Here is a 25943-nt window from a genome sequence, read left to right as displayed (position 1 = left end):
ATATTCAGCTTTAAGAGATTTTTCCAGATGAACCTCTTTAATATTTCCATCAGTTAAAATTTTGGTAATAATTATATCTTTATCTTCAATGTTTAAAAAATTCATGATATCATTAATCATATAGTTCCTTTCATAGTATCTAGACAATATCAATGATAAAAGAACTATAAAAAGAAACAACAACTAGTTAATTCCAGCTGTTGTTTTTTTAATGTCTTTTTTGTAAGGTCATCCCCCTAAAGTTGACCCCCAAAGTTGTCCCCTAAACTTGTGCCCCCTAAATTATTTGAATAGCCAAATAAAGAACTACTTTAGTAGTTCTTTATTTACATAAAGGATGTTAGTGTGAAGAAAAAAGTAGTTAAAGTAGTCTTAATAGTTGGATTTATAATTGGTTTGGTAATTAGTTTATATCCGTTGATAAGTAATATGTATGCTAAAAAAAGTCAAATGAGTGTTATAACTAATTATCAAAAAGAAATTGATAATAGTAATGAACAAAGAATTGTTCAAGAAAAAGATCTAGCAAATACTTATAATCGAAAACTTAATCAAACAGTTATTTTATCAGATCCCTTTGATCCTAATGCTATTAGCATGGCTGATGAAAAATATTATGAAATATTAAATTTTACTGATGATAATGTTATGGCTTATATTAAAATACCACGAATTGATGTAAATTTACCAATTTATCATGGTACAGATAGTGAGCATATGTTAAAAGGGGTAGGACATCTTGTAGGAACTTCTCTTCCGGTTGGTGGAAATGATACTCATTCTGTCTTATCGGCTCATTCTGGTCTTTCTTCTGCGGATTTATTTACAAATTTAGCTAATTTAGATAATGGAGATTTATTTTATATTTATGTTTTAGATGAAATTTTAGCATATGAAGTGGATAATATAAAAGTAGTTAAACCTACTGAAACTGATGATCTAAGAATTGTTAAGGGAGAAGATTATATAACCTTAGTGACATGTACGCCTTTTGGAATTAATAGTCATCGTTTGTTAGTTAGAGGACATCGGGTTGAATATAATCCAGATAAAGAAAAACAAGAAGCTAAAAAAGGTAATGAAGATGTGTGGTTTAATGAATATATTAAATCAATTATTAGTGGTGTAGGAATAATTATTGCATTTTTGGTTATTGGTGTAGTTACAAAAAAAATTAAAATAGCTGTTTGGAGGAAAAAAGAATGATAAGGAAATTTATAGTTGCATTGACAATTATAGGTTTTTTGATTGGATTAGGCATTTTCTTGTATCCACATATTTCTTCTTGGATGATAAATAATGAGGTTAGAGATGCAATTGAGGAATTTAAAACCAATAGTAGTTTAGCCTATTCAAAGCAAAAAGATGCATTATATCAAGCGATGATGGCTTATAATGAAACTTTATATTTATCAGGACAATCTGAGATTAGTGATGCATGGACTTTTAAACAGGAAGAGTTTAAATTTAATGATTATGATTATAAGAATAATGCTGTAGCAACTATTACAATTCCTAAAATGGAACTTAAAATGCCGATTTATCTTGGTGCTACTAAGGAAAATATGAACAGAGGAATTGTTAATTTAGGTAATACATCACTTCCAATCGGCGGTAAGAATACTAACTGTGTTTTAGCTGGACATCGTGGCTATCGTGGAGCAGCTTTTTTTAGAAATATCGAAGATTTGCAAATAGGTGATGAAATTATTATCGATAATTATTGGGAACAGTTAAAATATAACGTTTATGAGATAAAAGTTATATACCCAACTGAAAGTGAACAGGTGTTGATTCAAGAGGGAAAGGATATGTTAACTTTGATTACATGTCACCCTTATCGTAATAATTATCAAAGATATGTTGTTTATTGTAGACGTAGTAATGAATTTGATGATAGTATTATGATACCTAATAAAGATAATAGTATTATATCTTCCAAAAGGGATATTGCAGTAGAACAAAATCTACCATATATAATGTTGGCAGTTTTGGGAATAGGAATTATTGTTGTTTATTTATATAAAAGAAGAGCAAAATAAAAATATCGCTTTTAAGCGATATTTTACTTTTATAAAAGCTTTGATTTGTATAATAATTAGTTGCTATTAAAATCACAGTAGATATAAGGAAAGTATACTATGATATTTATAAATAACATTTTATATAAGACAAATAATATATAAAGCTCTTATCAATACAATAAAATTGGTAAATATCATACATCTTTATTATATTATTGATAAAATACTATTAGTGGCCCATACTGTTAGTATTTATAAAATATTTTTGGATTTTCACGTATAGGAGAATTAGTTGTAAAATATTGCTTCCAAAAATAATCAATAAAGTAATCAATGCGATTTTAAACACAATTATTTAGTAAATATAGTGATTTTGCAGCCATCTCTATATTACCTTTTATAAATTTCTCCATTTTATAACGTGATTTGTATGTAGTTTAACATACAAGATTATTCTATCATAATATTGACAGTGTAGAATCGCTAGTTTTGCACGATTAGTGCTAATTTTGTTTAAAAAATCACTCATGATTAAGTGATTTATTTAAAAATCTTATGGTTTGAAGTTGGCGGTATAAGAATTGATGAATGGATGTACTTTAGTTAAGAATGGACTAAAAAGATATTCTTTGATAAATCTAATATAGAGATTGTAAAAAATAATATTAATAAATTTATTGATAGTACAAATTCATAAAAGACAAAAAATGACTAGAAATATAACGATTTCTAGTCATTTTAAACATAATATAAAACACTCCTCCTTAGCTAAACTATATATAATTTCATTGGTCGTATATATCTTTACCATAATTTATTTCAAATTAATATTAAGTAATTTACATAACTGTTAGTATTTTTACTTTAAAAATAGTATTTGCTTCAATAGAATATTCAAATACAGCATCCCACTTTTTAGCATATGCTTTTACACTTCGTAAACCATAACCATGTCCTGCACCATTTTTAGAGATTGGAAGACCAGTGATAGGAGAAATTTTGCAATTTCCATTAAATGTATTAGATATATCTAGTAATAACTGATTTTTTATTGGATAAAGTTTAAGCCAAATTTTACTTTCATGAATAGGGAGTTTTATTGTGGCATTAATTGCATTCTCTAAAAGGTTTGATAATACAGTGGCTAATTCAAATTCATTGATTTTATCTAAGTTTTTGGGTACATCGACAGTGATGTTAAAATCAATCTGATTTTCTTTTGCTTTTAAGATTGAACTAGAAATAATACTGTTTAAGACAACATTCTCACAATATATTTTAGGTTTAGTTTCATCCAGAGTATGATTCACTTCATCTAACAACTTATATATTTGATCAATTTGATTAGCTTTTAAATAAGATATAATTAAATTATTAGTGTGTCTAATATCATGCCTTAGGATTGCATATTTTTCTTCTGCTGTTCTAGTCAACTCTATTTCACGACGTAAACTAGACGAATATGTTTCTAAAAATTCATTATTCCTTTCAAGAATATCATTTTTTCGCTGTTGATAGAATAACTTTCCTAAAATTATATATGAAACAATGGTGATAGATAGTGAAAAGATAATTGCTAAACTATTTTTTGGTGTATTTTTAATATCTCCAGGCCATACAACTAGTGAGTAAACTGTAGTATAAAAAAGAGAAGGGATCAAACATAATGAGAGCCATCCATTTTTGTGGTTCTCTAATTCAAAATGATATCGTTTTTTTAAAAAAAGTATTGTAAAAATTAAAAGTAAGATATTAATAGCACTTTGAATTATAAGCGTATAAAAATAATTAGGATTATATATCCAAATAATTAAAGAAACTATATTTCCAACTAGAATATACGCAACAGCAGTTATTCCTATAAATAATGCTCTAAAGTCTCGATAATATGATAATAATAAGTTAGTTCCTTGAACAATTATAATGCTTAAAATTGTTGCTATTAATGAATATTTATTTTTGATTAAAATAATGAATTGAAAATATTCAACTACACCACTTATAATGAAACTAAGTACTAAAATAATCACAGTTGTACTTTTTTTATAACGTAAAGGTAAAAAAATATATATAAAAAGCAATAAGAAGACCATTGAAATTCGACATTTTAGAAACATAAATTCATTTTGTGTCATACTAATTGTCCTCTTTTAGTAATAAAGTTTAAATATTTAGCTCTAACAGTGGAAAGATGTTTTCTACTGATAGGAATTTTTTTATTATCATCCATTGTAATTGTATTAGAATGTAATGCACTGACATATTTTAAGTTAATGAAGAATGATTTATGTGTTTGAATGAAATAAGGAACTTTTAAAAGTGGTCCAAGAGATTCTTCAAATGAACCATTACGACGTATGCTTATAATCTGTTTATTGTTGTTTAAAGTATAAACAGTATTGCGAACATTATTTTCTATATACATAATATCATCAATAACTACACTAGTAACAGAATTAATCCCTTTTATCAAAATCGTACTAATAGGTCTGTTGCAGAAAAATATATATGCAAAATCAAGGGCTGACCATAGTTCTTTGTTATTTATTGGTTTTGTTATATATCTAAGGGCATGAATTCCATAGGCATCTAAAGCAAATTCTGGATATGAAGTAATATAGATGATTGGAATATCATAATATTTCTTACGGATTATTCGGCCAAGTTCGATACCATTAGTTTCTGGCATCATGATATCTAATAAATAGAGATCAAAATGCTTTCCTTTATTGATTGTATCTATTAGTTCATCAGCTTGTAAAAATTGGGTTACTTTCCAATCAATATTTTTATGTTGCTTAATCCAGGATTCTACACTCTGCAATATTAGTGATAAATCTAATCTATCATTATCACAAACTGCAATTGAAAACATTCTTTATTCCTCCTTCAATAATGTCAATATAATAAATGACTTTATTAAAAGTGAATATAGAGAAACAAAATATTTTTGTTATATTTTGTATTTGGCTGCTTTCATAATTATGCCAAATTTTGTTTTAAAAATCAATTAAGTTTAACATATTTTCATTAAAGGTAAATAAAAACGGTTTAACAAGTTGTGTTAAACCATTTTTTCATTATTTATTGTTTATTTTACCTTGGTAACAAGAACTTCCAACTAGATCATCTTCAATCTTTAAAAGACGATTATATTTACAGATTCGTTCACTTCTTGACATTGAACCAGTTTTAATTTGTCCAACATTTAAAGCTACTGCTAAATCAGCAATAAATGTATCTTCACTTTCACCTGAACGGTGTGAAATAATAGGGGCAATATTATTTTTGAGTGCTAATTCAATACAATCCATAGTTTCACTTAGTGTACCAATCTGATTTAATTTGATTAAAATACTATTACTATAATGTTCATTTATACCAGCTTGTAATCTTTTAGTATTTGTAACAAATAAATCATCACCAACTAATTGGATTTTATTTCCTAATTTAATTGTAAGTTTTTTCCATCCCTCATAGTCTTCTTGATCTAACCCATCTTCAATTGATATAATAGGATAATTGTTAACTAAGTGTTCATAATATTTAATTAATTCATCACTAGTATAATCATGGCTATTTATTGTATAGATACCATCATGGTATAATTCACTTGCAGCGACATCTAAGGCAATGGCAATATCTTTACCTGGTTCTAAATTACATTCTTTAATTGCTTTGATGATTAGGTCTAAAGCATCATCATTATTTTCTAAGTTAGGTGCAAAGCCACCTTCATCACCAACTGATGTTGCTAGACCATTCTTTTTAAGAATAGATTTTAAAGTGTGGAAAACATTAGTTGCCATTTCCATCGCTTGATAAAACGAATTGGCACTGATAGGCATAATCATAAATTCTTGGAAATCTAGGGAGTTAGTAGCGTGACTACCACCGTTTACAATGTTAATCATTGGGGTTGGTAAAATTTTTGCGTTACAACCTCCTAGATAACGATATAAAGGAATATCTAAATAATTGGCGGCACAATTAGCTACTGCTAAGGATACTGCTAACATTGCATTAGCACCTAATTTAGATTTATTTTCCGTATTGTCATAGCGAATCATTGCTAAATCTATTTCACGTTGAGCTAAAACACATTTTTGTTTTAAAAGCTTATTGATGGTTTCATTGACATTATTGACGGCTTTAAAAACACTTTTTCCTTGATAACGCATTTCATCATTATCACGTAATTCCAGTGCTTCATATTTACCTGTTGAAGCACCACTAGGCACAATGGCACTACCATGAAAACCACTTTCAGTTGTAACTTCAACTTGAATAGTAGGAAATCCTCTTGAATCTAATACTTGTCTTGCATATATATCACTAATATATGGCATAATCTTATCACTCCTTCAAAATTATTATGAACGCTTTTAATGTGCTTTAATCAAATATTTAAGAAGATAGGATTATTAAAATAATTGTTATTATAAGCTAAAATAGATTTTTTTGATGGGATAGATTAAATAAATGTGGCATATTATTAAACTGCAATTTTTAAATAATAAAATTAACACAAAAACTGCAAATTATAATATACTAAAAGGTATAAACTGTGCCATTAATAACTCCATAAAACTTATACCTGTTTTTTTATAATTGAGATAATCATAATATAATATTCAACTAAAATTACAAAAGGACAAATAAAAGAGTATGTGCTAGTTTTCTACGTTTACATATACTTCTTCTGGTTCATCTTTATGATGAAAACACATTTATATGATATATTCATTTAATATTTTTGTCCTATATGATATGAAATATACAGATTCCTGTCACCTCTTGAATATTCTCAATGGCTTGATAATCTATATATCTATAACATTGGTCAAAAAAAGAAAAGTAATGCTGAAAAAACAGATAAAATAGAAAAAGGAAAAACAAGAAGAACAGAAATTATTTATTAGGGGATAGAACATATGGAAATAACAGCGTATTATGGAATGGACAGTAATCTATTTTAGAACAGGAAGTATTAAACAGTTCCCAGATGAATTTGGACAATGGTTACACCATAAGATAAGATGTATCATAATCAAACAATGGAAGAAATCAAAGACGATATATATAAATCTAATGAAGCTAAACAAAGCATGTCGATGCAGGTTTAGTGAAGAAGATATTTACAAGTGTGCGAATACAAGGTTAGGGTGGTATAGAAGAAGTGCGATGAATGTCGTTAATTTTACAATATCACCAAAAGTTTTAGGCATAAAGAAAGGGGACAGACCAGGTTTAGTCAAACCCCACGATTACTACCTTAAGAGTTTGTGATAGCGATATAAATGTAGAGCCGTATACGAGACCCGTACGTACGGTTCAATTATCTCGAATTCGGGATAATCAAAAAGTTGTGATAAGTTCAATGGGAGGGGCAATAAATCTAGAATTTATTTCTCTACCCTATTCAGTCATTAAAAATATGATACATATAAAACCGCATATTAGTATATTTGAAAATCAACAAAACAGGTAAAATAATTTACAGTTCAAACAGAAAAGCAGTGTGAAATAATAAAAGAGATAATTTTTCATCATATTTTTTATTTGGATTGATAAAAGGTGATAATTCGTTTTTTATTGATTTCATGTGTATAGATATAAATATGCAGGTATTGTTAAGAATTTAAATGAAAGCTTTCTGAAAATATTTAATTATTATAATAATATTTTATTGACACGAGAATATTTTTTGTTATATAATACATACATAAAATTAAGGTTGTTAAAGGGGGACGATGATATGGAATTAAATCAACTAATCGACGATTATGGAAGCAATGCATTTACTGATGAAGTAATGAAAGAAAGGATTCCTAAATCTATTTATAAGGCTTTTCATGAATCTTTGGAAAAAGGTGAAGAGTTATCAAAAGAGTGTGCAACAGTGATTGCAAATGCAATGAAGATTTGGGCTATTGAACATGGGGCAACACACTTTACTCATTGGTTTACACCAATGACAGGGTTGACAGCTGAAAAGCATGATGCTTTTTTAGAACCAGATGGAACACGTGCAGTACTTGAATTCAGTGGAAAAACTTTAAGAAAAGGAGAACCTGATGCATCATCTTTTCCAAGTGGTGGATTACGTGCAACATTTGAGGCAAGAGGATATACAGCTTGGGATTGTACATCTCCTGCTTTTGTTAAAGATGGAACATTATATATTCCAACATTATTCTGTTCATATACTGGTGAAGCATTAGATAAGAAAACACCATTATTAAGATCTTGTGATGCTTTAAGTCATGCAGCAAAAAGATTAATGCCGTTAATTGGTGAACCTGATGTCACAAGTATTACAGCTTCTGTAGGAGCAGAACAAGAATATTTCCTAGTTGATGATCGTTACTATCAACAAAGAATGGACTTAAAATTAGCTGGTAGAACACTTTTTGGTGCAATGGCACCAAAAGGACAAGAACTTGAAGATCATTATTTTGGGTCTATCAAACGTAAAGTAGCAGCATTTATGGCTGATTTGGATCGTGAATTATGGAAATATGGCATTCCTTCTAAAACAAAACACAATGAAGTGGCACCAGCTCAACATGAGGTAGCTTGTGTTTATTCTAAAGTCAATATAACAACAGATAACAATCATTTACTTATGACGTTAGCACAAGATATCGCTAAAAAACATGGATTACGTTGTTTGCTTCACGAAAAACCATTTGCAGGTATTAATGGATCTGGTAAACATAATAACTGGTCTGTTATGACAAATACAGGGATTAATTTATTTAATCCTGGAAAAAATCCTAGAGAAAATAAACCTTTCTTAGTTGCTTTGGCTTGTACAATAAAAGGTGTAGATGAATACGCTGAATTATTAAGAATGTCAGTTGCTACTGCTGGCAACGATCATCGTTTAGGTGCTAATGAAGCTCCTCCAGCAATCATCTCTATGTTTTTAGGAAAAACACTAGATAATTTAGTAGATATGATTGTTACTGGAGAAGATACAAAAGAAAAAGAAAAAGAAAGATTTAGTACAGGTGTTGAAGTTGTACCTACTTTTTCAAAAGATAATACAGACAGAAATAGAACTTCACCATTTGCATTTACAGGAAATAAATTCGAATTCCGTGCAGTTGGTTCCTCACAATCTGTTGCTGGACCAAATACAATTTTAAATGCTATCTTAGCACAAGAGATGATTGAAATGGCTGAAGAATTAGAAAAGGGTAAGACATTTGATGAAGTTGTTAGAGAATTCATTAGTGAACATCAACGTATTATCTTTAATGGAGATGGATATTCTGTTGAATGGGAAGAAGAGGCAGCTAGAAAAGGTTTACCTAACAATAAAAATACTGTAGATGCTTTAAGATGTTTGAAGAATGAAAAATTTATTCAAATGTTAGATCGTTTAGGTGTTTATTCTAGAACTGAATTAGATTCTCGTTATGATATTTTACTAGAAAACTATTCAAAAACAATTCAAGTAGAAGGATTAACAGCGTTAAAAATGGCAAAAACACAAATTTATCCAGCTGTATGTGGCTATTTAGCTAAGAAAGCTTCTGAATTAACAAAGATGCAAGATGCTGGATTAGATAGTACATTTATGAAGGAAGAAACAAATCAATTAACAGCTTTAGTTAAAGAAATGAAAGAAAAAATGGATACATTAGAAGAAAATATCAAAATAGCACAGGATAGTGATTTAGATGTATTGGATATTGCTATGATGTGGAGAGATGATGTCCTTGAAACAATGCAAAGTTTAAGAGAAACAGTAGATACTCTTGAAAATATAACTGATAGTTCTTGTTGGCCAATGCCTACTTATGTGGATTTATTATTTGGTATTTAATCTTTACAGGGGATTTATATCCCCTACTTTTTTTAAAACAGAAAGGACAAATGATTATGATAGATGAAATTCATGAAGAGTGTGGTGTTTTTGCGATAGAAAGTGTTGATGATGCTGTAAGCTATTGTTATTATGGATTACACAGTTTACAACATAGAGGACAAGAAGCTGCAGGAATCTGTGTTGTTAATCATCATAAGATGATTGTACATAAAGGAGAAGGGCTAGTTTTTGATGTCTTTACAGAAGATCAATTAGCTAAATTAAAAGGAAACATGGCAATCGGGCATGTACGTTATTCAACAGCTGGTGGTAGTGGAATAATGAATGTACAACCATTTTTATTTCGTACAATGAGCGGATCGATGGCGATTGCTCATAATGGGAATATTGTCAATGCTAATGAATTAAAAAAACAACTTGAAAAAGATGGTAGTATTTTTGCATCGACATCAGATACCGAGGTTTTAGGTCATTTAATTAAAAGAGCTAAAGGATGTTTTGTTGATCGCATATGCCAAGCATTAAGGCAATTAGATGGTGCATTTGCCTTTGTGATTATGATTGAAGATCGTATTTATGGAGCAAGGGATTGTTATGGATTAAGACCGTTAAGTTTAGGACAATTATCAAATGGGAGTTATGTTCTAGCATCAGAAACATGTGCCTTTGATGTTATTGGGGCTGATTTTATTCGAAATATAGAACCTGGAGAAGTCATTTGTATTAAAAATCAACAAATTCAAACAAAAAAATATAGGGAAACTAATCTGCAAAATAAAATGTGTGCAATGGAATATGTTTATTTTTCAAGACCAGATAGTACAATAAATGGTATTAATGTTCATAGTGCAAGAAAAAGAGCAGGTGAAATATTATATCAAGAAGCACCTGTAGAAGGTGATATTGTCATTGGGGTTCCTGATTCTTCTCTGTCTGCAGCGATGGGCTATGCTAAAGCAAGTCATATTCCTTATGAAATGGGATTGATAAAAAATAAATATGTAGGTCGTACTTTTATCCAACCTACTCAAACATTAAGGGAACAGAGTGTCAAATTAAAGTTATCAATTATCAAAGAAATTGTAGTAGGAAAAAGAGTCATTATTATTGATGATTCGATTGTAAGAGGAACAACTTCTAGACGAATCATTTGTCAACTCAAAGAAGCAGGAGCAAAAGAAGTTCATGTTCGTATTGCTTCTCCTGCTATTAAATATCCATGTTTTTACGGAGTAGATACCTCCACATTAGAGGAACTTATTTCACATAAGATGGATATACAACAATTATGTAATTATTTGCAAGCTGATTCATTAGCTTTCTTATCAAAAGAGGGTTTAAAAGAATCAATTGATAAAACACATTGTAATGATCTATGTATGTCATGTTTCGATGGTCAATATGTGACAAAATTATATGATTCGTTCGAACATGCAAATAAAGAAGAAAAATAATTGGAGGAAAATGTATGGAAGAGAATAATTTATATAATCCTTCTCTTGAACATGATAACTGTGGAATTGGCGCAGTTGTTAATATTAAAGGGATTCAAACCTATAAAACTGTCAATGATGCATTGAAAATTGTTCAACAGTTAGAACATCGTGCAGGGAAAGATGCAACAGGTGAAATTGGGGATGGTGTTGGAATTTTAACACAAATTCCTTATCAATACTTAAAAAAAGTTGTCACACAATTTGAGCTTCCTGAAAAAGGTTGCTTTGGTGTAGGTATGTTTTTTATGCCTCAAGATGAAAAGTATCGTGCTCGCATTCAAAAAATGTTTGAAACGATTATTAGAAAAGAAGGTATGAGATTTATTGGATGGAGAGAAGTTCCTGTTAATCCTTCTGTACTTGGTCAATTTGCTTTGGATGCAATGCCATATATTACACAAGCGTTTATTGAAAAAAATGACAAGATTAAAAAAGGGTTAGATTTTGATCGCAAATTATATCAGGCAAGAAGAATGTTTGAACATAGTCAATTTAAAGATACATATGTTTGTTCTTTATCTAGTCGTACGATTGTTTATAAAGGAATGTTCCTTGTTCATCAATTACGCTCATTTTATAAAGACTTACAGGATACAGATTACCAATCAGCTATTGCATTAGTTCATTCACGTTTTTCTACAAATACAATGCCATCTTGGCAAAGAGCACATCCTAATCGTTTTATTGTTCATAATGGTGAAATTAACACGATTAAAGGAAATGCTAATAATATGTTGTGTCGTGAAGAAAATATGTATACGACAAAAATTGATACAAAAAAAGTCTATCCTGTTGTAGATGAAACTGGCTCTGATTCTGCTATGTTAGATAATACATTAGAATTTTTAGTCATGTCTGGTATGGAATTACCTAGAGCAGTTATGTTATGTATTCCAGAACCTTATGAAAATGATAAAAATATGTCACAAGTTAAAAGAGATTTTTATCAATATAATGCAACGCTTATGGAGCCATGGGATGGACCAGCATCTATTTTATTTAGTGATGGTGATGTTATGGGAGCCATTCTTGATCGAAATGGATTAAGACCATCTAGATATTATATTACAAAAGATCATTATCTTGTATTATCTTCAGAAGTAGGTGCTTTAGATATTCCAGCAAAAGATATCATTCTTAAAGAAAGATTAAGACCAGGGAAAATGTTATTGGTTGATACGAAAAAAGGGGAATTAATTAATAATGATGATCTTAAATTAAAGTATGCGACAAAACAACCATATGGAGAATGGTTAGAAACAAATCTATTAAAATTAGCTGATATCAAAATTCCTAATACATGTGTCAATCGTTATAAAAATGAAGAACTCACAAAATTACAAATGATTCATGGTTATAGTTATGAAGATACAAATTATATTAAAAATTTAGCATTAACAGGTAGTGAAAATATAATTGCGATGGGAAATGATGCACCACTTGCCGTGTTATCAAAAAATCATCCACCACTTTTTAACTACTTTAAACAATTATTTGCACAGGTTACAAATCCCCCAATTGATGCTATTAGAGAAGAAATGATTACCTCTACAAGTATATGTATTGGCAAAGATGGAAATATGTTGGAAGATACATCGAAAAATTGTCAATTGATTAAAATTGATCATCCTGTTTTAAGTAATACTGATTTACTAAAGATAAAAGAACTAAAAGATGAACGTTTTAAAGTAGGTACAGTAGATATTACTTATATTAAAAATACATCATTAGAAAAAGCAATTGAGCGTGTGTTTGTAGAAGTTGATCAGGCTTATCATACAGGATGTAATATTGTCATTTTATCAGACAGGGGAGTTGATGATACACATTTACCAATTCCTTCTTTGTTAGCAATTGGTGCTGTTAACTCATATTTGGTTCGTACAAAAAAGCGGAATAGTTTAGCTTTGATTCTTGAAGTAGCTGAACCTAGAGAGGTGCATCATTATGCAACTTTATTAGGATATGGCGCAAGTGCAATTAATGGTTATTTAGCGCAAGATACAATTTATCATTTAATTGAAGAAGGATTATTAGATAAAGATTATTATGCAGCTGTTGATGATTATAATAATGGTATTTTACATGGTATTGTAAAAATCGCTTCAAAAATGGGTATCTCTACAATTCAATCATATCGTGGCTCTCAAAATTTTGAAGTCATTGGTTTATCTTCTCGCTTGGTTGATAAATATTTTCCTAAAACAATCACACGAATTGAAGGAAAAACAATCAAAGATATTGAAGAAGATGTGGAATACAGACATAATAAAGTTTATGATCCATTAGGATTAGATGTTGATATTATTTTAGATTCAGCAGGTGATCATAAAAGACGCTCTTGTAAAGAAGAACATCTTTATAATCCAGCAACTATTCATAAGTTACAATTAGCAACACGATTAGGTGATTATCATATTTTTAAAGAATATACAAAAATGATTGATGAAGAAAGTGAACAAATTCATCTTAGAGGTCTTATGACGTTTAAAGAAGTAACGCCTATTTCAATTAATGAAGTAGAAAGTGTGGACAATATTGTTCGAAGATTTAAAACAGGTGCAATGTCTTATGGCTCTATTTCAAAAGAAGCGCATGAAACAATGGCTATAGCCATGAATCGTCTTCATGGTCAATCAAATAGTGGTGAAGGTGGAGAAGATGAAGAAAGATTTCATGTACTTCCAAATGGTGATTCAAAATGTTCGGCAATCAAACAGGTTGCCTCTGGTCGTTTTGGAGTAACAAGTGAATATTTATGTTCAGCTCGTGAAATTCAAATTAAAATGGCTCAAGGTGCTAAACCAGGTGAAGGTGGTCATTTACCAGGTGGAAAAGTTTATCCCTGGATTGCTAAAACAAGACATTCAACACCTGGTGTTGGCTTAATTTCGCCCCCACCTCATCATGATATTTACTCAATAGAAGATTTAGCACAGTTGATTTATGATTTGAAAAACGCAAATAGAGATTCACGTATATCAGTGAAATTAGTTTCTGAAGCAGGAGTAGGAACTATTGCGGCAGGTGTTGCAAAAGCAGGGGCAGGTGTTATTTTAATTTCTGGTCATGATGGCGGAACTGGTGCTGCACCTAGAAGTTCTGTTTATAATGCAGGTTTGCCTTGGGAACTTGGGTTAGCAGAAGCCCATCAGACACTGATCATGAATAATTTACGAAGTCGAGTTGTCTTAGAAACAGATGGTAAATTGATGACAGGAAGAGATTTGGCAATAGCTACATTATTAGGGGCTGAAGAATATGGCTTTGCAACAGCACCATTAGTGACTATGGGTTGTGTCATGATGAGAGTTTGTAATTTAGATACATGTCCTGTTGGTGTAGCTACTCAAAATCCAATTTTAAGAAAAAGATTTACAGGAAAACCAGAATATGTTGAAAACTTTATGCGTTTTATTGCACAAGAGTTAAGAGAATACATGGCTCAACTAGGGTTTAGAACAATTCAAGAAATGGTTGGAAGAGTTGATTTATTAAAGGTAAAAGATAAAAAAGCTGAAAATATTAATTTAACAAGAATACTTCATGTGAAAAATACGAATGTATGTTTTGATTCAAAAAATATGTATGACTTCAAATTAAATTTAACAAAAGATTGTACAATATTAGAAAATAAATTATTGGATGCACTTAAAAAGCGACAAAGTCAAGAAATTGATGTTCAAGTCTCAAATATCGATCGTTCTTTTGGAACATTATTTGGTTCTGATATTACAAGACGATATGGAAATTCATTAGAAGAAGATTTTTTTAAAGTCAATTGTTATGGAAGTGGGGGTCAATCTTTTGGGGCATTTATTCCTAAAGGACTGAATCTATCTTTACATGGAGATAGTAATGACTATTTTGGTAAAGGACTATCAGGAGGAAAATTGGTTGTTGTTCCACCAGAAGGGTCAGTCATTAAAGCAGAAGATAATATTATTATTGGAAATGTTTCTTTATACGGTGCAACTTCAGGTGAGGCCTATATTAATGGAATTGCTGGAGAACGTTTTGCAGTCAGAAATTCAGGAGCAATTGCTGTTGTTGAAGGTGTTGGTGATCATGGTCTTGAATATATGACAGGTGGTATTGTTGTTGTACTTGGAAAAACAGGTAGAAATTTCGCGGCTGGTATGTCAGGAGGAATTGCTTATATTTATGATCCTGATAAGACATTTTATTCTCATGTCAATAAAGAATTGATTGAATTTACGAATGTATCTCAACGTTATGATGAAGAACAAATTAAAAAATGGGTTGATAAACATTATCAACATACAAAATCAGCTATTGCTAAAAAGATATTAGATAATTTTGATGTAGAGGTAAAATTATTCAAAAAAGTTATTCCACATGACTATAAAAAAATGATGAATTTAATTAGCTCTTTTGAACAACAAGGATTATCAAAAGAACAAGCAAAAGTTGAAGCATTCAACGCTTTTAAGAAAGGGGTATAATAATGGGAAAACCAACTGGATTTTTAGAAATTGAGCGACAAGAATCAAAAATAATAGATCCACTTACACGTATACAAGATTTCAAGGAGTTTCATAAACCATTATCATTGGAAAAACAATCTGCACAAGCCGCTAGATGTATGGATTGTGGAGTTCCATTTTGTCAAAATGGACAAATGATACAAGGAATGGTATCAGGATGCCCTTTAAAAAACTTGATTCCTGAATGGAATGATCTCATTTACCATCATCATTATCAAGCGGCATTGAAAAGATTACTAAAAACAAATAATTTTCCAGAATTTACATCAAGAGTGTGCCCTGCTTTATGTGAAGCAGCGTGTACATGCTCTTTGAATGGTGAATCAGTTACTGTAAGAGATAATGAACAAGCTATTATTGAAAATGGTTTTGCTCAAAATCTTATGATACCTCAACCACCAAAACAAAGAATTAATAAAAAAATTGCAGTTATTGGTTCTGGACCTTCAGGTTTAGCAGTAGCTGATTGTTTAAATCATCGTGGTTACTATGTGACTGTCTTTGAAAGAGATGATCGTATTGGGGGATTGTTGATGTATGGTATTCCGAATATGAAATTGGATAAATCAATCATCAATCGTCGTATTCAACTTATGAAAGCAGAAGGTATTGAATTTAAAGTCAATAGTGGAATTGAAAATAAAAAACAAGTCAATCATTTAAGGAAACAATATGACCGCATTATTTTAGCTTGTGGTTCTAGAAAACCAAGAGATATCAATGTACCAGGTAGAGATGCCAAAGGTATTTATTTTGCAGTAGATTATCTTAGTGAGGTAACAAAAAGATATTTGAGTCATCAACTTTATCAATCTTCATTTGCTAATACAAAAGATAAAAATGTAGTTGTTATAGGGGGTGGCGATACTGGAAATGATTGTGTTGCGACTGCTATAAGATTAGGATGTAAAAATGTTATTCAGTTAGAAATGATGGATGAATTGCCATGTAAAAGGGCACTTAATAATCCATGGCCAGAATGGCCAAGAGTTAAAAAAACCGATTATGGACAACAAGAAGCAATTGCTTTGTTTCATCAAGATCCTCGTATATATAAGACAACAGTCAAGGAATTTTTAAAAGATGATCAAGGAAATCTCAAACAAGTTGTTTTGATCTCATTAGAACCTAAAATTATTGATGGAAGAATGCAAATGATTCCAGTTGATGGAAGTGAAAAAGTGATTAATGCAAATTTAGTTTTAATTGCTGCTGGATTTGTAGGTACACAAGAGAAAATAGCCCAAGCTTTTCGTGTTCATTTGACACCAAGAGGAACAGTTGCAGATACAAATTATCAAACAAATCAACCAGGAATATATGTTGCTGGAGATATGCGCAGAGGACAATCATTAGTTGTTTGGGCAATTAAAGAGGGAAGAGAAGTTGCTAGAGTGGTTGATAAAGATCTTATGGGCTATTCAAATCTTTAAATAAATACTGTTACCAAAGCTTTGGTAATAGTATTTTATAATAAAGATAATAAATTATTTTAAAGTATTGATAATTTTTTATTAAACTAATATACTGTAAAATAATAATAAATAGTTATATATATAATATATTTTTAATAAAGGAAGAGAGGGATAAACATGAAAGGTTATTTAATCTTGGAAGATGGAAATATCTTTGAAGGAGAATATATTGGTGAAGAAAAAGAGGTCATTAGTGAGTTTGTTTTTAATACATCAATGACAGGGTATTTGGAAGTTTTAACAGATCCTTCCTATGCAGGACAATCAGTTGTTATGACATACCCATTAATAGGTAATTATGGGATTGCATTAGAAGACCAAGAATCAGTTAAACCCTATATTTCAGGTTTTATTGTTAATGAATTATCTAGAATAGGTAGTAACTTCAGAAAGAATATTGATTTAAAAGATTATTTGATTCAACATCATATTCCATGTATTCAAGGAATTGATACAAGATATCTGACAAAACTTATTCGTAGCAAGGGGTGTATGAATGGGATGATTACAACAACTCATTATGATGATTTAACAGAAATATTCCCTCGGATTAAGGCTTACATGATTCATAATGTTGTTGAAGAAACAACGTGTTCTTCTATTTATACAGTTGGTCAGGGAAAGTTAAGAGTTGCCTTATTAGATTTAGGAGCTAAACGAAATATTGTACAAAGCTTAGTTGAACGTCATTTGGAAGTGACAGTCTATCCTGCTGATACAAAAGCAAAAGAAATTATTGACGGAAACTATGATGGCATTATGTTATCAAATGGACCAGGTGATCCAAGTGAAAACGAAGCATTGATTGAAGAAATCAAATTGTTGATACAAAGTCAAATTCCTATTTTTGCAATCTGTTTAGGACATCAGTTAATAGCTTTAGCACATCAATTTCATACCAAAAAATTGAAATATGGTCATCATGGAGCAAATCATCCAGTTAAAGATTTAAATACAGGTCAAGTTTATATCTCTACGCAAAATCATAATTTCGTCATTAACGAAGAATCTATTGATTCTAAAAAAGCAAGACCCTGGTTTATCAATGTCAATGATGGCACTATTGAAGGTATTGAATATTTGAATGAAAAAATCAAGACTGTGCAATTTCATCCAGAAGCTTGTGCAGGTCCAATGGATACGAATCATTTGTTTGATCAGTTTGTTGAAATGATGGAGGAAAAATAATATGCCAAAAGATTTAACTATAAAAAAAGTATTAGTCATTGGCTCAGGTCCAATTATTATTGGTCAAGCTGCTGAGTTTGATTATGCAGGAACACAAGCTTGTAGAGCACTCAAAAAAGAAGGAATTGAAGTTGTTTTAATTAACTCAAATCCTGCAACAATTATGACTGATCGTGATATTGTAGATAAAGTTTATATTGAGCCACTGACTATTGAAATTGTCAAAGAATTAATTATTAAAGAAAAACCCGATTGTATTTTACCAACGCTAGGGGGACAAAATGCTTTGAATCTAGCGATGGCATTAGACGATGAAGAATTTTTAGATCAACATCATGTAAGAGTGATTGGAACGGATACACAAACAATCAAGTTGGCAGAAGATAGATTAGAATTCAAAAAATTAATGGAATCCATTGGTGAACCTGTAGCTGCAAGTGTTGTTGTGAATCATGTTGATGATGCTTTAGAATTTGCACGTCAAATTGGCTATCCAGTTGTTGTTCGACCTGCCTATACTTTAGGTGGAACAGGTGGTGGTATTGTTTATGACGAAGAAGGACTATATGATATTTGTTCAAATGGACTCCGTTTATCAAGAGTAAATCAATGTTTAATTGAAAGGTGTATTGCGGGATGGAAAGAAATTGAATATGAAGTTATGCGAGATAATAAAGGAAATTGTATAACTGTTTGTAATATGGAAAATATTGATCCAGTTGGTGTACATACTGGAGATAGCATAGTTGTTGCACCTTCTCAAACATTATCTGATAAGGACTATCAAATGTTAAGAACATCAGCGTTTAATATTATTACAGCATTAAATATTAAAGGAGGGTGCAATGTTCAATATGCACTCAATCCTGATAGTTTTGAATATTGTGTTATCGAAGTCAATCCACGTGTATCTCGTTCATCTGCACTTGCTAGTAAAGCAACAGGATACCCGATTGCTCAATTAGCAGCGAAGATCGCTTTGGGATATACACTTGATGAAATTAAAAATGCAGTAACTGGAAAGACATATGCTTCATTTGAACCAACATTAGATTATGTTGTATGTAAAATACCTAAATGGCCTTTTGATAAGTTTGTGAATGCTTCCCATCATTTAGGAACACAAATGAAAGCCACTGGTGAAGTCATGTCAATTTGTAATAACTTTGAAGGAGCTTTAATGAAAGCATTACGTTCTTTAGAACAAAATATTTATTATTTACATTTGGATTATCTTGCTGAGATGAATAAAGATCAGCTAAGAAATCAATTGAAGGATGTTGATGATCAAAGAATTTTTGTAATTGCAGAAGCTTTAAGAAAAGGGATCAGTGAAGAAGATATTCATCAAATTACAAAAATAGATGTCTGGTTTATTGATAAAATTAAAGTTTTAATAGAAATGGAAAATCGTTTAAAAACAGAAAAATTAACGGTTAATTTATTAAAGAAAGCTAAAAGATTACAATTTCCAGATAGTGTCATTGCCCAGTTAACTCATCAATGTGAACAAGATATTCATAGAATGAGAATTGATAATAATGTACGTGCTTCCTATAAAATAGTAGATACATGTGCTGGTGAATTCGATGCAACAACACCTTATTATTATTCTGTTCATGGTGGTATAAATGAGGCTGCTTTTCAAGATAAAAAGAAAAAAATTATAGTATTAGGTTCTGGTCCAATTCGTATTGGACAGGGGATTGAGTTTGATTATTGTTCAGTACATTGTGTTTGGGCTTTAAAAGAAACAGGTTATTATACAATCATTATTAATAATAATCCAGAGACTGTATCGACTGATTATGATATTGCTGATCGACTTTATTTCGAACCACTTACAAGAGAAGATGTGGAAAGTATTGTTGATATTGAAAAGCCTGATGGAGCTATTGTTCAATTTGGAGGTCAAACTGCAATTAAACTCACACAAGCATTAACAGATATGGGTGTTAAAATTTTAGGGACTGATGCAGATGACGTGGATGCTGCAGAAAATCGTGAGCGATTTGATGAAATATTAGAAAAATGTCATATTGCTCGTCCTCGTGGATTAACTGTCTTTACTACAGAAGAAGCACTAGAAGTTGCGCATCGTTTGAAATATCCTGTTTTAGTCAGACCCTCTTATGTATTAGGCGGAGCAGGAATGGTTATTGCTTTAAATGATGCGGATATAAAAAGATACATGAAAATGATTACTCAACAATATCAAGATCATCCTATTCTTATTGATAAGTATTTAGCTGGAAAAGAAGTAGAGGTTGATGCAATATGTGACCAATTTGGTGTATTGATTCCTGGTATCATGGAACACGTAGAAAGAGCAGGAATTCATTCTGGTGATAGTATTTCAGTTTATCCACCACAAAAGATCAAACCAAAAATTAAAGATACTATTGTGGATTATACTCAACGACTAGCAAAAGCACTTCATGTTAAGGGATTAATTAATATTCAGTTTATTGTTTATGAAGATGAAGTTTATGTGATTGAAGTTAATCCTAGATCTTCAAGAACTATTCCATATATTTCAAAAGTAACAGGTGTTCCTGTTGTAGATGTTGCTACAAAGGTTATAATGGGAATTTCTATTCAAGAACAAGGATATTGTTATGGATTAGTACCTGAAAAAGAGACAATTGCGATTAAAATGCCAGTATTTTCATTTGAAAAAATTACAGGTGCAGAAATTGCCTTGGGTCCTGAAATGAAATCGACAGGTGAAGTTCTTGGAATTTCTAAGAGTTTTGATGAGGCTATGTATAAAGCATTTGTAGGGACAGGGATTCAATTGTCTAAAAAGAAAAATATTATTTGTACGATTAAAGATGAAGCAAAAGCAGAATTCTTGCCAATCGCAAAAAAATATGTGGATTTTGGTTATTTTCTTTATTGTACAAAAGGAACTTATCAATTTTTAAAAGAAAATCAGATACCACATGTGCACTTGATAAATCGAATTGATGAAAAGAAAAATACAATTTTTGATTTGATACTTACTGATACAGTCGATTTAATTATCAATATTCCATATAGGATTAATGATATTACAGATGGATTCATTATACGTCGTTTTGCAGTAGAAGCAGGAATACCGATTTATACATCATTAGATACTGCTAGAGTGTTAATTGACTGCCTAGATAAAAGAATTGATGGGGATGTTTCATTGATAGATATCACCAAATTATAAAATTATACTATGGGGGAATATTTATGTGTGGATTTTTAGTGATTGGAAGTGACCAAGTAAAATATAAAGACTTTAAAAATGGATTAAAAAATATAGAGAGAAGAGGCCCTGATGAAACAAATAGTGTGATGTTTGGTAATCGGTATTGGGGATTTAATCGATTATCAATTATGGATTTATCATTAAATGGTATGCAACCATTTACATACCAAAACTGTATTTTAGTATGTAATGGAGAAATATATAATTATCTTGCATTAAAAGAAAATCTAACAAGTAATTATACTTTTTTTAGTGCAAGTGATTGTGAAGTTCTACTACCTTTATATTTAAAATATGAATTAGATGTTATGGTAAGAATGTTAGATGGGGAATTTGCTTTTGTATTATATAATAAAGATAAAGGTCAAATTGTAGCTGCAAGAGATCCTATGGGTATTCGACCTATGTTCTATGGATATACAAAAATAGATCATCAGATTTCTTTTGCTTCTGAAGCAAAAGCTTTAATGCCAGTTTGTGATGAAATATATCCATTTCCACCAGGATATTACTATCAAAATGGAAAATTTGTTTGTTATAATGATTTAAGTGAAGTGAAAACTGTGAATACAGATAGTTTAGAAGAAATTGCACGCTTTTTAAGATTTAAATTAGAAAAAGCAGTAGAAAAAAGACTGCAATCAGATGCACCTATAGGTTATTTGTTAAGTGGAGGATTAGATTCTTCTTTAGTTTGTGCTATCGCAAGTCATTTGTATGATCGTCCTATTCGTACTTTTGCGATTGGTATGGAAAGTGATCCTATTGATTTAAAATATGCAAAACAAGTCGCAGATTATTTAGGAACAGATCATACAGAAGTAATAATGAATAAAGAAGATATCTTAACATCTTTAATAGAAGTGATTAAAACTTTAGAAACTTGGGATATTACAACAATTAGAGCAAGTATTGGTATGTATCTTCTATGCAAATATATTCACGAAAATACAAATTTAAAAGTGATTCTTACTGGAGAAGTTTCAGACGAACTATTTGGTTATAAATACACAGATTTTGCACCTAGTCCTGCAGCTTTCCAAAAAGAATCTGAAAAACGTATTCAAGAGTTGTATATGTATGATGTTTTAAGAGCGGATAGATGTATTAGTGGCAATTCGTTAGAAGGAAGAGTCCCTTTTGCTGACATTGATTTTGTTAATTATGTGATGTCAATTGATCCACAAAAGAAAATGAATACTTATGATAAGGGAAAATATCTTTTAAGACATGCATTTGAAGGAACAGATTATCTACCCCATAATATTTTATTTAGAGAAAAAGCTGCTTTTTCAGATGCAGTAGGACATTCTATGGTGGATTATTTGAAAGAATATGCAGAAAATAAATATACAGATGCTGATTTAGAATACGCTAAAGTCAAGTATCCATATTGCACACCGTTTACAAAAGAATCATTATTATATAGAGATATTTTTGAAGAATTTTATCCACAAAAAAGCCATTGGATTAAAGATTTTTGGATGCCTAACAAGCAATGGGAAGGATGTAATGTTAATGATCCTTCTGCAAGAGTCTTAAAGAATTATGGGGAAAGTGGAAAATAAGCAGGATGAAGAGAAGTCAAACAAAAACGACTTCTTTTTTGATGGGGTTGTATGTCAAGAGTTCAAACTAACTAAATGTAAGAAATTTAGTTAGTTTGTTCTAATATATCTCTTTTCATAAATGTCTGGTGATAAATCCCCACAATGTGAGTGGATTCTTACTTATTATAAAATTCTTTTAAATATTCAAATACTAATTGATATGTCTGATAGCTGCACATTATATACTTTGTTAGCTCAAGATACCTCCTAGATGTGTAATGTATTCTTCTATCGCTTTTATACCGAATTCAGTATAAAAGAGAAAATGGGATAAGAGATATGGTTATTCTCTTGTTAATGTATGAATCGGGATGTAGGGTACAAGGGATGATTGATTTAAAAGAAAATGATTATACTAATGTTGTGGATTGTATGAAAAAGAGAATAAAATGAGGTTGGTGCTAATCAGTAAAAATTGTAGTAATATTCTAAAAAACCATATTAATTCAAAAAATATAAAAGATGATATTTTTTTTATTTACTAACCATTAAAAAAAATAATTTACAAGGGCAAGTATGTAGAAGCAGTTAAAAAACAGAATACGTTAATATTTATGTTTAACGTTCATTCACACATATTAAGATCTTCTATAATTATGCATTTGCTTGAGAATGATGTGAATCTTGTTTATATAAGAGATTTTTTAGGGCACTAAAGTATTGCAACTACTGAAATATATGCGAAGTCTAATTCTGAGTTAAGAAGAAAATATTTAGAAGTATCATGTAAAAATAAGTTAGATTTAAAAGAATTTAACTTATCTTTACATAATATATTTGTTACATAAGAAGGAATAACAGCGTGATAAAATCTACAGCTACTGTGTTTAAAAACAGGTATGAGTGTTATGCAGATATTAACAGTACAGCTTATATCATTTAGTATATTGTAATTTGTAGTTTTTGTGTTGATTTTATTATTTGAAAATTGTGCTTTAATAACATTCTTTGTGGTCACTTTTTTACCATTGTGGATCCTGCCTTGAATGAAGTAGATCATATCTTTGGATTTGTGGTCAAGTTTAATTTCATGATAGAATACCTCTTTAAAACCATCATACTGCAAAATACAAGCCAACAATACAACAAATAAATTTAAGTTCTTGACACTAAAAAGCAGCATTTAAACTACTTTGAGAATATTTATGGTTTTACAAGTGTCCAACTATTGAATTATTAAAATAATTGTTATTATAAGTTAAAATAGATTTTTTGATGGGATAGATTGAATAAATGTGGTATACTAGAGATGGTGATGATATGGAAGTAATAAAGTGGATTGTGATGATAATAGGAATTTTTGGATTGTTGATTATTGGATGTTTGATGTTGCTTCGAAGTGACGAGAAGAAACGTTTTAATACAAAACGTTATCAAGAAAATATTAAATTAATTAATCAAACAAATGAAATGCTTGATGAAACATTAAATGAATTAGAATCGTTCAATGGACCATTAAAAAAAGTATGTGAACAAATTAATAAATTTAATCATAAATTTCTTAAGATAAAATAGCTAAAACTGTTGACAATGAATTGATTTTTTATATAATACAAATATATAAATAAACTCGTCGATAAAGAGAGTAGTTTAATTATGTTTCTAAGCGAGCTGATGATGGTGGAAGGTCAGTAAATAAGATTAAATGAACCGCACTTTTAAGAGGACTGTTTGAATTAATAGTAGGATGGTTAGTAAGTCTACTTTACAGACAAAAGAGGATATAAGTTATTATATCAATGAGAGTGGTACCGCGGAAATTTCGTCTCTTAGCATTAGCTAAGGGGCTTTTATTTTATGGAAGAAAAGGAAGGTAAGAGAAGATGAAAAAAATTATTAAAGTATTATTAGTATGTATGATGGCAGTTTCATTGACTGCATGTGGAGGTAGTTCTAAAAAGAAGATTTTAATTGGAATTTCACCTGATTATCCACCTTATGAATCATTAAAAGGTGATGAAATGATTGGTTTTGATATTGATATGACAAAAGAATTATTTGCTATTATGAAAGAAAATGGTGATGATTATGAATATGAATTTAAAAAATTATCATTTGATACTATTTCAACTAGTTTAATTGCTGATCAAATTGATTTAGGAATCTCTGGTTTTACTTATCATAAAGAGTGGGAAGATGTAATTTGGTCTGATAAGTATAATGATTCTAGACAAGTGGCTTTAGTTGCTAATGATAGTTCTATTGTTAGTGCTAAGGATTTAGAAGGTAAGAATATTGGAGCACAATTAGCTTCAACTGGTGAAGGTGTTGCTAATGAAATTAAAGATGCTAATGTAAAGGCAGTTAAAGATGTTAAGGTTTTAATCGAAACTTTGAATTCTGGTGGAATAGATGCGATCATTTTAGATGAAGCTGTTGCTAAAAATTATGTTAAAGAAGCTGGGTATAGAATGTTAAAAGAAACTTTATTAGAGGAAGAAAATTTAATTATTACTAATAAAAATAATCAGGATTTAATGGATGATATTAATGAAGCATTGAAGATTTTTGTTGAATCTGACAAATATCAAGAATTAAAAACTAAGTGGGGAGCATAATCG

At 30.2% G+C, this 25943-nt stretch carries 14 protein-coding genes and 1 other annotated feature; of the genes, 11 read left to right on the top strand and 3 right to left on the bottom strand.

The window, feature by feature from the left end:
- Window positions 1–345 precede the first annotated feature (345 nt).
- On the top strand, window positions 346–1206 hold the full coding sequence (locus BMW96_RS06560; RefSeq protein WP_143050714.1) for a class C sortase: 861 nt from the start codon (window positions 346–348) through the stop codon (window positions 1204–1206).
- The gene (locus BMW96_RS06555) at window positions 1203–2042 is read left to right on the top strand and encodes a class C sortase (RefSeq protein WP_092353714.1); all 840 of its coding nucleotides are present in this window, start codon (window positions 1203–1205) and stop codon (window positions 2040–2042) included. The genes BMW96_RS06560 and BMW96_RS06555 overlap by 4 nt, the downstream gene beginning before the upstream one ends.
- Before the next feature lie 821 nt (window positions 2043–2863).
- On the opposite strand, the gene BMW96_RS06550 is transcribed toward BMW96_RS06555, so the two are convergent.
- The 3 genes from BMW96_RS06550 to eno form a co-directional block, all read right to left on the bottom strand.
- Window positions 2864–4159: a sensor histidine kinase gene (locus BMW96_RS06550; RefSeq protein WP_092353712.1), complete on the bottom strand. Its 1296-nt coding sequence runs from the start codon at window positions 4157–4159 to the stop codon at window positions 2864–2866.
- Window positions 4156–4899, bottom strand: a complete 744-nt coding sequence (locus BMW96_RS06545) for a LytR/AlgR family response regulator transcription factor (protein WP_092353710.1) — start codon at window positions 4897–4899, stop codon at window positions 4156–4158. Before BMW96_RS06545 ends, BMW96_RS06550 begins: the two co-directional genes overlap by 4 nt.
- A 205-nt stretch (window positions 4900–5104) precedes the next feature.
- Window positions 5105–6373: a phosphopyruvate hydratase gene (eno, locus tag BMW96_RS06540; RefSeq protein WP_092353708.1), complete on the bottom strand. Its 1269-nt coding sequence runs from the start codon at window positions 6371–6373 to the stop codon at window positions 5105–5107.
- A 1409-nt stretch (window positions 6374–7782) separates the two neighbouring features.
- On the opposite strand from eno, the gene BMW96_RS06530 reads away from it, so the two are divergent.
- The 9 genes from BMW96_RS06530 to BMW96_RS06485 all read left to right on the top strand — a co-directional run bounded on the left by BMW96_RS06530 (window position 7783) and on the right by BMW96_RS06485 (window position 25940).
- On the top strand, window positions 7783–9861 hold the full coding sequence (locus BMW96_RS06530) for a glutamine synthetase III family protein (RefSeq protein WP_092353706.1): 2079 nt from the start codon (window positions 7783–7785) through the stop codon (window positions 9859–9861).
- Window positions 9862–9917: 56 nt separating this feature from the next.
- On the top strand, window positions 9918–11318 hold the full coding sequence (gene purF / locus BMW96_RS06525; protein ID WP_418361234.1) for an amidophosphoribosyltransferase: 1401 nt from the start codon (window positions 9918–9920) through the stop codon (window positions 11316–11318).
- A gap of 14 nt (window positions 11319–11332) precedes the next feature.
- Window positions 11333–15826, top strand: coding sequence for a glutamate synthase large subunit (gene gltB, locus BMW96_RS06520; RefSeq protein WP_092353702.1), 4494 nt, complete (start codon window positions 11333–11335; stop codon window positions 15824–15826).
- A gap of 2 nt (window positions 15827–15828) precedes the next feature.
- A complete protein-coding gene (locus tag BMW96_RS06515) occupies window positions 15829–17301 on the top strand; it encodes a glutamate synthase subunit beta (protein ID WP_092353700.1) in 1473 nt (490 codons plus the stop codon).
- A 159-nt stretch (window positions 17302–17460) separates the two neighbouring features.
- Window positions 17461–18531, top strand: coding sequence for a carbamoyl phosphate synthase small subunit (locus BMW96_RS06510; protein ID WP_092353698.1), 1071 nt, complete (start codon window positions 17461–17463; stop codon window positions 18529–18531).
- A 1-nt stretch (window position 18532) separates the two neighbouring features.
- Entirely contained in the window at window positions 18533–21730 is a 3198-nt protein-coding gene (gene carB, locus BMW96_RS06505) for a carbamoyl-phosphate synthase large subunit (RefSeq protein ID WP_092353696.1), read from the top strand.
- 23 nt (window positions 21731–21753) lie between these two features.
- Window positions 21754–23340 (top strand): asparagine synthase B, encoded by a 1587-nt coding sequence (gene asnB, locus BMW96_RS06500; RefSeq protein WP_092353694.1) that lies wholly within the window; start codon window positions 21754–21756, stop codon window positions 23338–23340.
- Window positions 23341–24615: 1275 nt separating this feature from the next.
- The gene (locus BMW96_RS06490) at window positions 24616–24897 is read left to right on the top strand and encodes a hypothetical protein (protein ID WP_244881272.1); all 282 of its coding nucleotides are present in this window, start codon (window positions 24616–24618) and stop codon (window positions 24895–24897) included.
- Between the two features lie 49 nt (window positions 24898–24946).
- Window positions 24947–25155 (top strand) — a binding site (T-box leader).
- A 50-nt stretch (window positions 25156–25205) separates the two neighbouring features.
- Window positions 25206–25940, top strand: a complete 735-nt coding sequence (locus tag BMW96_RS06485) for a transporter substrate-binding domain-containing protein (protein WP_092353689.1) — start codon at window positions 25206–25208, stop codon at window positions 25938–25940.
- The last annotated feature ends 3 nt before the right edge of the window (window positions 25941–25943 follow it).

The organism is Thomasclavelia cocleata, from assembly GCF_900102365.1.
GTDB lineage: Bacteria > Bacillota_I > Bacilli_A > Erysipelotrichales > Coprobacillaceae > Thomasclavelia > Thomasclavelia cocleata.
The sequence above is the reverse complement of the archived record's forward strand: the minus strand, read 5'-3'. Positions and strand labels throughout refer to the sequence as shown.

Bases quoted from the DNA above. Each gene is read 5' to 3' on its own strand.
- BMW96_RS06555 (WP_092353714.1), top strand. From the start codon at position 1,203: ATGATAAGGAAATTTATAGTTGCATTGACAATTATAGGTTTTTTGATT.
- BMW96_RS06550 (WP_092353712.1), bottom strand. From the start codon at position 4,159: ATGACACAAAATGAATTTATGTTTCTAAAATGTCGAATTTCAATGGTC.
- BMW96_RS06545 (WP_092353710.1), bottom strand. From the start codon at position 4,899: ATGTTTTCAATTGCAGTTTGTGATAATGATAGATTAGATTTATCACTA.
- eno (WP_092353708.1), bottom strand. From the start codon at position 6,373: ATGCCATATATTAGTGATATATATGCAAGACAAGTATTAGATTCAAGA.
- BMW96_RS06530 (WP_092353706.1), top strand. From the start codon at position 7,783: ATGGAATTAAATCAACTAATCGACGATTATGGAAGCAATGCATTTACT.
- purF (WP_418361234.1), top strand. From the start codon at position 9,918: ATGATAGATGAAATTCATGAAGAGTGTGGTGTTTTTGCGATAGAAAGT.
- gltB (WP_092353702.1), top strand. From the start codon at position 11,333: ATGGAAGAGAATAATTTATATAATCCTTCTCTTGAACATGATAACTGT.
- BMW96_RS06515 (WP_092353700.1), top strand. From the start codon at position 15,829: ATGGGAAAACCAACTGGATTTTTAGAAATTGAGCGACAAGAATCAAAA.
- BMW96_RS06510 (WP_092353698.1), top strand. From the start codon at position 17,461: ATGAAAGGTTATTTAATCTTGGAAGATGGAAATATCTTTGAAGGAGAA.
- carB (WP_092353696.1), top strand. From the start codon at position 18,533: ATGCCAAAAGATTTAACTATAAAAAAAGTATTAGTCATTGGCTCAGGT.
- asnB (WP_092353694.1), top strand. From the start codon at position 21,754: ATGTGTGGATTTTTAGTGATTGGAAGTGACCAAGTAAAATATAAAGAC.
- BMW96_RS06490 (WP_244881272.1), top strand. From the start codon at position 24,616: ATGTGGTATACTAGAGATGGTGATGATATGGAAGTAATAAAGTGGATT.
- BMW96_RS06485 (WP_092353689.1), top strand. From the start codon at position 25,206: ATGAAAAAAATTATTAAAGTATTATTAGTATGTATGATGGCAGTTTCA.